At 40.9% G+C, this 12,064-nt stretch carries 12 protein-coding genes; 3 read left to right on the top strand and 9 right to left on the bottom strand.

What is annotated here, in order from left to right:
• From Q0296_RS02645 to obgE, 7 genes are all read right to left on the bottom strand, one after another.
• Positions 1-886: ParB/RepB/Spo0J family partition protein (locus Q0296_RS02645; protein ID WP_298036212.1), on the bottom strand; the 886-nt coding region annotated here is incomplete at its 3' end.
• A gap of 15 nt (positions 887-901) precedes the next feature.
• A complete protein-coding gene (locus Q0296_RS02640; RefSeq protein ID WP_012001330.1) occupies positions 902-1,684 on the bottom strand; it encodes an AAA family ATPase in 783 nt (260 codons plus the stop codon).
• Positions 1,681-2,316, bottom strand: coding sequence for a biotin--[acetyl-CoA-carboxylase] ligase (locus Q0296_RS02635; RefSeq protein WP_298036208.1), 636 nt, complete (start codon positions 2,314-2,316; stop codon positions 1,681-1,683). Before Q0296_RS02635 ends, Q0296_RS02640 begins: the two co-directional genes overlap by 4 nt.
• Before the next feature lies 1 nt (position 2,317).
• Positions 2,318-3,106 (bottom strand): bifunctional hydroxymethylpyrimidine kinase/phosphomethylpyrimidine kinase, encoded by a 789-nt coding sequence (gene thiD / locus Q0296_RS02630; protein ID WP_298036205.1) that lies wholly within the window; start codon positions 3,104-3,106, stop codon positions 2,318-2,320.
• Between the two features lie 16 nt (positions 3,107-3,122).
• Positions 3,123-4,028, bottom strand: a complete 906-nt coding sequence (gene fmt, locus Q0296_RS02625; RefSeq protein ID WP_298036202.1) for a methionyl-tRNA formyltransferase — start codon at positions 4,026-4,028, stop codon at positions 3,123-3,125.
• Positions 4,029-4,044: 16 nt separating this feature from the next.
• The gene (locus Q0296_RS02620) at positions 4,045-4,380 is read right to left on the bottom strand and encodes a hypothetical protein (RefSeq protein WP_298036199.1); all 336 of its coding nucleotides are present in this window, start codon (positions 4,378-4,380) and stop codon (positions 4,045-4,047) included.
• Between the two features lie 46 nt (positions 4,381-4,426).
• Positions 4,427-5,485 (bottom strand): GTPase ObgE, encoded by a 1,059-nt coding sequence (obgE, locus tag Q0296_RS02615; protein ID WP_149700821.1) that lies wholly within the window; start codon positions 5,483-5,485, stop codon positions 4,427-4,429.
• A gap of 175 nt (positions 5,486-5,660) precedes the next feature.
• Between obgE and polA the strand changes: the two genes are divergently transcribed.
• On the top strand, positions 5,661-8,297 hold the full coding sequence (gene polA / locus Q0296_RS02610; RefSeq protein ID WP_298036193.1) for a DNA polymerase I: 2,637 nt from the start codon (positions 5,661-5,663) through the stop codon (positions 8,295-8,297).
• A 49-nt stretch (positions 8,298-8,346) separates the two neighbouring features.
• On the opposite strand, the gene Q0296_RS02605 is transcribed toward polA, so the two are convergent.
• Positions 8,347-9,627, bottom strand: a complete 1,281-nt coding sequence (locus Q0296_RS02605; protein ID WP_298036191.1) for a citrate transporter — start codon at positions 9,625-9,627, stop codon at positions 8,347-8,349.
• 128 nt (positions 9,628-9,755) lie between these two features.
• On the opposite strand from Q0296_RS02605, the gene Q0296_RS02600 reads away from it, so the two are divergent.
• Entirely contained in the window at positions 9,756-10,733 is a 978-nt protein-coding gene (locus Q0296_RS02600) for an asparaginase (protein WP_298036188.1), read from the top strand.
• Between the two features lie 99 nt (positions 10,734-10,832).
• The gene (locus tag Q0296_RS02595; RefSeq protein WP_298036185.1) at positions 10,833-11,465 is read left to right on the top strand and encodes a GntR family transcriptional regulator; all 633 of its coding nucleotides are present in this window, start codon (positions 10,833-10,835) and stop codon (positions 11,463-11,465) included.
• A gap of 51 nt (positions 11,466-11,516) precedes the next feature.
• Here the strand turns inward: Q0296_RS02595 and ttdB are convergent.
• Positions 11,517-12,064, bottom strand: a 548-nt coding sequence (gene ttdB / locus Q0296_RS02590; RefSeq protein WP_298036183.1) for a L(+)-tartrate dehydratase subunit beta, incomplete at its 5' end; no start/stop codon positions are given.

The raw sequence follows: 12,064 nt of genomic DNA, 5'->3' as shown, positions 1-12,064 counted from the left end.
ATTGTTCCGGTTTTAAAAACTTACTTTCATATCCTTTTTTATATCTGTTTTTTGATATAATAGCACAGCCAAAAGCTCCCATTATACCTGCTATATCAGGTCTTATTACCTCACGTTCTGATAATATCTCGAATGCTCTAAGAACTGCATCATTATAAAAAGTTCCACCTTGTACTACTATTTTATCGCCTAATTCTTCTTTATTTTTTATCTTTTTTACTAAGATTTCTGTATCTCTAACACTTAGTTTTTGTCCGATAATCGTATCAACAACCATTTTTTCTTCTTCGCTGCTAAGTCCTACGATGACTTTAGCATGACCTTGCGTGAGCTTGTCTTCTTGCAAAAGTCTTTGCGTGTAGTCGCTAAGCAGCAAAAGCCTCATCGTATTTGTTATCTGAGTTCTACTCTTATGGATGATGTTTGCTAGGCCATCTTGTGTGATCTTATACTCGTTTATAAGCTCTTTATATGACTTTGCAAGTTCGATTGGATTTAAATTTTCACGTTGTATGTTTTCGATAAGCGCAAGCTCTCTTAAATTTTGAGACTTGATATCAGCGATGATCGCCTTTATCTTGCTTGCTCCAAGCATCTTTGTAGCACGGTATCTACGCTCACCAGCTATTAGCATATAGCCGTCATCTTTTTTGATGACGATTATTGGCTGGATCAGTCCGTGCCTTTTGATGCTGGCACTTAGCTCTTTTAAAGCCTCTTCGTCAAAATGCGTTCTTGGTTGGTATGGGTTTGGTAAAATTTCATCTATATTTATCTCTTCGACTATCTCAGAGTCTTTTAAATTTGCGATCTCTTTGCTGTAGGCCTGCTCTACATCTTCAAGTATCGCGCTAAGTCCGCGCCCTAATCCACCTTTTTTCGCCATTTTTTTCCTTATTTTTTAGTTTAAAATACAATATGCCAAATTTTGATACGCGATCGAGCCTGGTGATTTTATATCATAAAGTATCACCGGCTTGCCAAAACTTGGGCTTTCAGCAAGTTTTACGTTTCTTGGAACGACTACAAATTCGTCCTTGCCGTCTTTGCTCTTAAAGAGCTTATTTTCAAAATGCTGCTTTAAATTTGCAATGGTCTCTTTTGAGAGATTGTTTTGCGAGCTAAACATCGTTGGCAAAAAGCCCTTTATATTTAGCTTTGGATTTATCGTTTTTTTGATGATCTTAACTGTGTTTAGGATCTGCGCCAAGCCCTCAAGTGCGTAAAATTCGCACTGGATAGGGATGATCACACTATCGCTTGCACTAAGAGCATTTATCGTGATGCTGCCAAGTGCTGGAGGACTATCGATGATGATAAAATCATAGTCATCTACAACTTCTGAAATTTTATTTTTAAGGATTAATTTATAGTCTTTGCTTTGATCGTTAAATTCTTGCTCGATGCCGACAAGTCCGATGTTTGATGGAGCTAGAAAAAGCGTTGGGATCTCAGTTTTTAGCACTATTTGTGAGAGCTTTTTCCTATCTGTTAAGACGTGATAGATGTTAAACTCGTAGTCACTTCTGCTAAAACCGAGTCCAGTCGTCGCATTTGCCTGTGGATCGATGTCTATTAATAATACTTTTTTTTCAGCAACCGCCAGTGATGCGGCTAAATTTACGGCCGTTGTGGTCTTGCCAACGCCGCCTTTTTGGTTAGCTATTGTTATTATCTCGCTCATCTTAAAGAATATACCTTTTCCCCATTTAATAATATCGCTCCATCCTCGCAAATTTCAGCATCTTGAAGCGAAACAGCTCTATTTGCAATATGCGTAATAAAACTTTTTGACTTGCAAAAGTCTATCCTAAATTTGCTAAAAATTGGCTTCCATAAAATCTTTTTATCAAGCATGCTAACAAAGCCCCAAACTAGCTCTTCTACGCTAGCTTTTATGTCTAAAATGCCCGCGTTTTCGGGTGCGCTAGCTAAATTTATCCCCATGCCACAAATGTAAATTTCATCCACTTTATTTGTCAAAGTGCCGCCTATTTTACGCCCGCCCACGTAAAAATCATTTGGCCATTTTAGCCAGCACTTTGAGCCAAGTTCGCTCAAGACTTCACGCATCAGCATAGAAAAATATATCGAGATCGAGGGCGGAGGTATATCGCTTGGCAGCTCATCTTCGTTTATGCAAAATGACATAAATAAATTTCCGCCAAGCCCCTCCCAGCTGTTGCCGCGGCTGCCGACCCCTTTGGTTTGATTGTGCGCTACGATCATGTGCGGTGGCTTTATCTCGCCGTTTTTTAGGGCTTCTACCAAAAATTCCTGCGTCGAAGGCAGACTTTGAAAAAACTCAACCTTCAAATCACACCTTAAATTTATAGAAGTGATTTACCGGATTTTGTCCGCCGCCAATGATGACCGCGTTTTTAATAGCGTTAAAGATATAATCATGCGCGTTTTTCACGCTCTCTTTTAGACTAAGCCCATTTGCTAAATTTGAAGCGATCGCGCTTGATAGCGAACAGCCTGAGCCATGTGTCGCGGTTGTTTTTATGCGCTCGTCGCTAAAAATTTCATATTCCTTGCCATCATAAAATATATCAAGCGACTTGCCGTCAAGCTCGCCACACTTTAGATAGACGCTCTTTGTACCAAATTTCAAAAGCTCCTTGCAAGCCTCTTTTAGCTCGCTCTCTCCTTTTAGCTCACGCTTTAAAATTTCGCGCGCTTCAAAGATATTTGGCGTGATCACGCTCGCAAGTGGGAAAAGCTCCTCCACGATCGCGTCTTTTGCAGTGCCCTCTAGCCAGATGTCGCCATTTTTACAGCTCATAACTGGGTCAAGCACGACTGGCGGTAAATTTTTGATCTCTCTTAGCGTTTTTGCAACGCTTTTGATGATCTCAACGCTTGGGACAACGCCTATTTTTATCACATCAACTCTTATATCATCAAATATCGCCTTGATCTGATCCTCGATGAGCTTAGTTTCAACTAGCTGCATACCAAATATGCCCTTTGTGTTTTGAGCAGTGACCGCTGTGATCGCTCCCATCGCATATACGCCGTGTGCTATAAAGACCTTTATATCAGCTAAAATTCCAGCTCCACCGCTTGGATCAACACCTGCTATACTTAGCGCATTTTTCATAACCGCTCCTTTAAATTTATTTTAATTCATCGCCAACACTAAGACGCTTACCATTTATATATGCTTTTGCGTTTGTTGGCTTTTTGCTTGGCTCTTGAAGCTCATAAATTTTGACTGCCCCACCCTTGCAAGCTACCACAACGTGATCTTTTTCTACGCTTAAAATTTCTCCACTTTTGCCACTTTTGTCGCTTAGCTCAAGTGATAAAATTTTTAGCCCGCTTGCTAAATAAATCCCCGGCCAAGGTGTGAGCGCACGAAATTTATTATAAATTTGCCCCGCCTCTTCGTCAAAGCTAAAAAGTCCGTCGCTCTTGCTTATCTTTTTGCAGTGCGAGGTCTGCGCATCATCTTGCTTTTGTGGCTTTAAATTTTCAAAATTTCTTAGCACCCTTACGATTAGCTCGCCACCAAGCTCGCCTAGCTCACTAAAAAGCTCGCTTGACATCTTCGTCTCGCAAGGCGTGTATATGAAGTCTAGCATATCGCCAGTATCAAGGCCAGCGTCCATTAGCATTGCAGTCACGCCAGTTTGCTTCTCACCCGCTAGGATCGCGCTTTGTATGGGGCTAGCACCTCTATATTTTGGCAAGATCGAGGCGTGTAAATTTATACAAGTCGCCACGTCAAGCACACTTTGTGGCAAAATTTTGCCATAAGCTGCTACTACAATAAATTTAGGCTCAAATGCCTTTAGCTCGGCAACCATCGACTCATCTTTTAGCGTATGTGGTGTAAAGACTGGCACTCCAGCTAGTTCGTTTTGCGCGTAAATTTTGACCTCGCTTGGGGTTAAAATTTGCTTTCTGCCAACTGGCTTATCAGGCTGGGTAAAGACTGCTTTTATATTAATGCCAGCTTCTTTTAGGTGCCTAAGTATCCTAACAGCATAATCAGGCGTCCCCATAAAAACTACGTTCATCACTTTCCTTTAAATTTCAACGACTTTTATTTTGATCTGCATTTTGCCTGCTTGGCGGCCAAGAGGCGCATGGATCTTTCTGCCAGCTAATCTTTTGCAATACTAAATTTCTTAGCTCATTAACGCTAACTTTGCCACTACGATCAAGATCCAGCCTTTTAAATTCATCACTAGTGCATAGATCTGGCGCTATTTTTAGTTCAGATGGCGCCTTACATGCTCTCCACTCATCTAAATTTAGCGTGCCGTCACGATCTATGTCATTAAAATCTAAAAACATATATACTGGATCCGCTGGATCACAGCTATATGCACCAAGACAAAATAGCACAATGCAAAAAATTTTCTTCATTTTATACTCTTAAATTTCTAAGTTCAAAGCACTAAAAAGTCGCAACTCAAAGCTCCTTTTTTAGTAGCTCAAGCAGTGCAAATTTAAGCTCGTCGATGTTCTCGTTTGTCGCTGATGAGATCGGCAAAACAAAGTATGGTTTTTTCGCGTCAAAGCTGTATAGGTCTTGCTTATAGATAAATTTACCAACTTGATTTGGCTCTAAATTTATGCTTTTCATGAATTCTTTTATATTTTCATCTAAATTTTCTGCCGCATCGACTCTGGTGATAGCGATCGCATAGTCCCTGCTAGCAAGCACACTTGAAAATTTAGCGACCTCCTCTTTTAGCACGCTAAACTGCTCACTCATGCTTCTGTAGTTTGCGCTATCTATCATGAAAAGTAAAATTTTATTTCTCTCGATGTGCTTTAAAAACTGCACGCCAAGGCCGCGTCCATCACTTGCTCCCTCGATGATGCCAGGGATATCAGCCATGACAAAGCCGCTAAACTCATCGACCTCAACAAGTCCGAGCTTTGGCGTAAGCGTGGTAAATTCGTAGTTTGCTATCTGTGGTTTGGCGTTTGAGACGGCTGAGATGAGGGTTGATTTACCGACATTTGGAAAGCCAACAAGTCCCACGTCAGCTATCAGCTTTAGCTCGAGCCTAACTTCTACGCTCTCTTCTGGCATGCCCTTTTGAGCGTATTCTGGGGCTTGGTTGATAGAGTTTTTAAAGTGAAAATTTCCTAGTCCGCCCTTGCCGCCTTTTAAAAATAGCGTCCTTTGCCCCTCTTCTACCATGTCGCAAAGCAGCTCGTTTGTCTGCGCGTCATAGACTGCCGTTCCTGGTGGCACGATGAGCTCTAGGCTCTCGCCCTTTTTGCCAGTCATTCTTTTGCCCATGCCAGCCTCGCCGTCGCTTGCTCTCATCGCCTTTTTACCCTTGTAGTTTGCTAGTGTGTGGGTGTTGTTGTCGCAGACAAAATAGACATCTCCGCCGTCACCGCCGTCTCCGCCGTCTGGACCGCCTAAAATGACGTGCTTTTCGCGGCGAAAGCTTACTGCACCAGCTCCGCCATGGCCTGAGCTTAGGGTTAATTTCACGCTATCTATAAACATTTTTTACCTTAAATTTATCTATTATTTAGTTTGAATTTTAGGCGAGATTATATCTTTTAAATGATTAAAATTTGTTTTGCGTTTAAAATCTCACTTTGTTTTTAGCATCTTATAAATTTAGAAAATCAGCCAAATTTTTGCCTAAATTTCATAAAATGGCACAAAAGGATAGAGAATGAAAACACTTACGATTATTGATACTTTTGGCTTCTTTTTTAGGCTTTACTATGCTATGAGCGGGCTTAAAAACAGGGAGGGCAAACCAAGCGGCATGATAAGTGGCTTTGCAAATTTCATAGCGAGCCTAAAAGATGAGTACCAAAGCGACTACCTCATCTTCGCACTTGATAGCAAGGGCAAGACCCTGCGCCATGAAATTTTAGGCGAATACAAGGCAAACAGGAGCGAGCCGCCAGCTCAGCTAAAAGAGCAGCTGCCAGTTTGTATAGATATGATAGAAAAAATGGGACTTTACAGCCTTAGCCGCGAGGGCTACGAGGCCGATGATATCATCGCAAGTGCGGTTAAAATTTGCAAAGATAAAGATATATTTGTGCGAATAGTCACGCACGATAAGGACCTTTATCAACTCATAGAAGACGGCAAAGTGAGCATCTACAGCCCACAAAGCAAGATCGACCACGATAGCGCTAGCTGCTTTGAAAAGTATGGCGTCTATCCAGCTCAGGTGAGAGACTTTCTAGCCATCGCTGGCGACAGCTCAGACAACATACCAGGCGTCAAAGGTATCGGCGCAGTGGGAGCTAAGAAGCTTTTAGCCGAGTATGGTAGCTTAGAGGGAATTTATGAAAATTTAGCCCTTCTTAGAAACGAGCGCACCAAAAATATGCTAGCAGCTGCAAGAGACGAGGCGTTTTTGAGCAAAAAACTAGCCACGCTCTTTGATGACGCGATCACTTCACTTGATCTTGAGCACTCTAAATTTCCAGAGCAAAATCCTTTGATAAATATCTCAGAAATTTTAAAAGAATACGATCTAAACAGGCTTCTTAAGAGCTTGCAAAAAGAAGAAAATGCTGAATTTAAGCTTGGCTTTAGAGCAAATTTACTACTTGATGAGGCAAGCATCGAAAAACTGCTCTCTAGCGTCACACCAGAGACCATCGTCGCCTTTGATACCGAGACCACGGGCGTTGATAGCAAGAGCGCAAAGATCGTTGGCTTTAGCTTTTGCTTTAACGACGAGGACGCCTACTACGTGCCAGTAGCTCACAACTACCTAGGTGCGCCAAAGCAAATAGACCTAAAATTTGCCACTTGGGCGGTAGGACAAATTTACAAAGGCTGCGTGATCGGACAAAATTTAAAATATGACTTTGAGATCGTGAAAAACAACCTTGGGCTAAACCCGCCTGCAAATTTCAAAGATACGATGATACTTGCGTGGCTTAGCGATCCAAACTCGAGCGTTGGCATGGACGCACTGGCAAAGAGGCTCTACGACTACGACACGATCAAATTTGAAGATATGGTCAAAAAAGGGCAAACTTTTGGCGACGTGCCACTAGAAAATGCCGCAAAATACGCCGCTGAGGATGCTTGGATAACGCTTAAATTTTATAAAACCTTTCAAAACACGCTTAATAAAAATTTACTCGCCCTTGCCGACACACACGAGTTTCCATTTATCCTTACGCTTTTTGACATGGAGCAAAACGGCATCAAGATAAACGAAGCTAAGATGCAAAAGCTCATCCTTGAAAACGACACCAAACTAAAGGCACTAACAAGTGAAATTTACGAGCTAAGCGGCGAAAATTTTAATATAAACTCAGTAAAACAGCTCGGCGTCATACTTTTTGAGCACCTAAAGCTCCCGACCAAAAAGAAGACAAAAACAGGATATAGCACCGATGAGAGCGTGCTAGCTGAGCTCATAGACGCTCATCCGGTGATAGAAAAAATTTTAGCTTACCGCGAGCTATATAAACTGCAAAGCACCTACTGCGAGCCACTTTTAGCACTTGCAAAAAAGGATGAGGGTTCGCGAATTTACACGAGCTTTTTGCAAACTGGCACGAGCACTGGCAGGCTTTCAAGTAAAAATCCAAATTTACAAAATATCCCGGCTCGTGGCAACCTCGCAAAGGATGTCAGAGAGTGCTTTGAGGCGCGCGCGGGGTATAGTTTTGTAGGGCTTGACTACAGCCAGATCGAGCTTAGGCTGCTAGCTCACTTTAGCCGTGATCCTGCGCTTCTTGAGGCGTTTAAAAATGACGAGGATATCCACGCAAGGACGGCTATTAGCATATTTGGTAGCAGTGACGGGCAAAATAGAGCCGTGGCAAAGAGTATAAATTTTGGCCTCATTTACGGCATGGGCTCAAGCAAGCTCGCTAATCAAGTAAATATCACAAGAGCCGAGGCAAAAGAGTATATAGAGCGCTATTTTAAGGCGTTTGAGACGATCAAAGAGTTTTTGGAGAGCATAAAAATTTCAGCTAAAAACGATGGCTTTGTGCAGACACTGCTTGGCAGAAAGCGCTACTTTGACTTTAAAAGCGCCACACCTATGCAAATAGCAATGTTTGAGCGCGAGGCAGTAAATACGGTCTTTCAAGGCTCTGCGGCGGATCTTGTCAAGATGGCGATGGTAAAAGTTAGAGCAAATTTAGATGAAAACGCAAAAATGCTGCTTCAGATCCATGACGAGCTAATATTTGAAGTAAAAGATGAGTTTGCGCAGGAATTTGGAGAAACGACACAAAAGACGATGGAAGAAATTTACACGTTAAATGTGCCACTTAAAACATCGCTAAATATCGCCAAAAACTGGGGCGAGCTGAAGTAGTTTATTTTAATAAAAACAAGCGAGCTATCAAAAGATAGCTCGATATGTGTTAAAAAATCGAAAAGACAAATGAAAGCACAAACAATACTGCTAAACCAAACAGCATATTTGGACGTTGAAATTTATTAGCAGCTTTAAGTTCAGAATTTGGAATAACAGGGATAACTGTCGCAAGAGCAGCGACTGGACCACCTGTTAGGTAGTATTGCAACATAGCACTACCGCCAGCAGCCATGACAGCTAGAGATAGCGGACTTGCTGTACCCAGCGAAAGAGCGGCTTGCAAAAATGGTATCGTTATGGCTACTGATGCTGCATTACTTTGTGTGACCAGTCCTGCTAAAGCAGAAACCAAAAGCATGCTTTGAAGCGGAGCATGGGTGAGCATAGGTGTGAATATATCTCCGATAACTGCAGCTAGTCCTATTTGTTTAATAACACCGCTCATAAACAAAAAGCCTATTGTTGCGACTAATGGGGTTGCTATTTTACTAACTCCTTCAAGCATATTATGCTCGCCTTCTTGCAAGCTCAAAGCAGATAGTAGCATTGTAAAGATAGCACTTGCTATACCTACTATAAATACTGGATAACCCAATATAAATCCTGCAAATAGCATAACAAAAGGCAAAAATGCTTTCCATGCAGGAATTCCGCTATTGTTTATTTCAAATTCTTTTGATATTTTCTCCATCTCTTCTTTAGAGATAGAAATTCCTTCTCTTTTTTGCATTCTTCTTAGTCTAAATAGTGCGCATGCAAAAACACAAAGAGAAACTAACGTGCCGATTACATTTATAAGACCAAAGCCTATATTTGTAACAGCTATAACAGCAACTTGTGTTGGATGAGTAAAACCACCATAGTTGCCAAGTATGCCAGCGTGTCCATGTATACCTGCTGATCTGTGCGGATCTACCCCTAGTTTGGTAGATGCTGTTCCTGTGATAACAGCTGTAATTGCAGGTTGAGTAAAACCAGTAAGCATACCTATTACACCTGCAGCTATACCACCAGCAGTAGCAACTCCAGCACCGCCACCCAGCTTGTTACCAAGTTTTACTATGTTGCGAATTATAACATCCAAAAAGCCACTTGCCTGCATGACACCTATAAACATCAAAATACCTGTCATATCAGCTATCACAGGGTTTAGTCCACCATTTACTAAAGACATCAAAGATATCACACCTTTGCCTCCAGTAATAGGAAAACCGGCCACAAGCGTACTAATAGCTGACCCAACTATTGCGGTTGTGTATAGTGGAGTTTTACCACTTATCATCAATAGCAATGTTAATACCATAATACATTGTGCAGCAACTAACATCTTTTCTCTCCTTTCATAATAAATTTTTATAGCATTATAGCGTCTTTTTTAATATATTATATATAATATTTGATATATTTCTGAAAAAATGGTACAATTTTATAAATATAAAGTAGAAAGGAGAAAACATGTCAAAACCTAAAATTTCAATTGGTGCATTGGGTGGAACTATATGCATGAGCGCAGGAGGTAAAAAAGGTGGCGTAAAGCCTAGTTTTAGCGCAGATGATTTGATCGCGGCAGTTCCTGTATTAAAAGATATGGCCACAATACATGCTCAAACCATCCTAGCCTTACCAAGTGGTAGCTTGAAACTAAGCGACATAATCTCAGTTTACAAATGGGCAAAAGAGCAAATAAAAAATGGAGCAAAGGGTGTCGTGATAACGCAAGGAACCGATACTTTAGAAGAGAGCTCGTTTTTTTTAAATTTAATATGGGATGAAGAAGCTCCACTGGTAATGACTGGAGCTATGAGAAATGCTGATGATATTAGTGCTGATGGAGCTGGAAATATATATGCTTCTGTCATTACAGCACTTGATGATGAAAGCAGAAACAGAGGCGTTTTAGTAGTGCTAAACGACACTATTCATAGTGCTAAATGGGTGCATAAAAGCAACACTTTCTCATTACAAACTTTTATATCTGTAAATGCAGGAGTTCAAGGAATGGTGGTCGAAAGGGAAGCTAGATATATAACTTGTGCCGTAAAGAGAAAAATTTACACATTACCAGATAAACCTCTTCCAAAAATAGCCATTGTTCAAAGCTATCTGGACAATGACGGCTCAATTATCAAGCTTATAGGAGGGTCTAAATTTGAAGGCATGGTTATAGATGGCTTTGGCGCAGGTCACGTCTCGTTTGATATGATGGATGAGATAAAAAAACTAAAAATACCAGTTATAGTCTCGTCTAAAACTGGCAGTGGAATGTGCGCTACAAAAACATATGGATATAAAGGCTCAGAGATAGACCTGCAAAACAATAAATGTATAATGTCAGGCTGGCTACCGGCAGTTAAAGCAAGACTACTTTTAATAATTTTGCTAGCCAATAAGATCTCATTAAAAGAGATAAAGAACGAATTTGAAAATTTTTAGATCTTTAGTGCTTAGACTACCAATATGTCATTTTTATGTATAATATTCTCAAAAAACGGGAGATCTACGTAAATGACATATGGCAGTTCAGGCCGCCCCATGACCACAACAGAATTTATCGTCCACAGCCTAAGCCAAGAGATACTAAATGGTAAAATAAAGTCCGGAACTAGGCTTACACAAAACGAAATTTCAAAAAAATTTAACGTTAGTCAAACACCAGTAAGAGAAGCTTTGAAAATTCTTACCACAGAAGGGTTAATAAGCTTTGACTCTTATAAAGGTGCTATCGTCAAAGGACTTTGCTATAAAGACGCCAAAGAAATTTATGATTTAAGAATTTTACTAGAATCCAAGCTAATAAGAGATGGATTTAGTAAATATAGCGATGAATGTTATAAAAAAGCATCAAACATCCAAAAAAAGATAGAACAATGTAAAGATTTAAATGAGTGGGCGATATTAAATAGTGAATTTCATAGGTGTTTTTGGGAGAGTGAGGCAGGTGGCAGGACATTTGCTATCGTAGAAAATTTAATATCCTCTGCCATCCCTTATGTTTCAATATCTTTGATGTATAAAAAAGATCATATCGAGCTGTCAAATACCGAGCATAGAGGGATACTCGAAGCTTACAAAAATAAAGATTTAGAAAAACTAGTAGAACTTAGCGCCGAGCACACAGCAAAAACTAGAGAAATTTTAGAAGCAGCGATAAACAATGCGCTTTAAATTTAGTGTAAATTTTAAAGCGCATTTATAGACAACCGAGCCTAAATTTATCTACTTTATAAACCCTACCTGCGGTAAAATTTCAGCTAATGCCTCGTCCTTTTTCTCGTTAAATTTGACCTTATTTTGCTCAAAAAGATTATTTCCGTGTGCGTCTATGGAGACTATTAGCGGACCAAACTCTTTTACACGGCACTTCCAAAGAGTCTCAGGCATACCAAGCTCCGTCCAGCCGGCACTCTCGATCTCCTCGACCTGCGTTGCAGCCACTACCGCACAGCCTGCAGGAAACACGCAGTGAATAGCACCAAACTCCTTGCAACCGCTCATCGTGCCCTCACCCATGCCGCCTTTACCGACGATGAGACGAACTCCAGTTTTTGCGATAAATTCTCGCTCAAATTTCTCCATTCTCATGCTGGTTGTAGGTCCTACTGAGACCATTTCAAAGCCCTCTTTACCGCCATCTTCTGTTTTTCTGATGATCGGCCCTGCGTGCAAAATCGCGCCGCCTTTGATATCAACTGGCAGCTCCCTACTCTCCTCTACTACGCGTCTATGTGGCACGTCGCGGCAAGTGACGATGTGTCCGGTTAGAT

The organism is uncultured Campylobacter sp. (genome assembly GCF_937890585.1).
Lineage (GTDB): Bacteria > Campylobacterota > Campylobacteria > Campylobacterales > Campylobacteraceae > Campylobacter_A.
The sequence above is the reverse complement of the archived record's forward strand: the minus strand, read 5'-3'. Positions and strand labels throughout refer to the sequence as shown.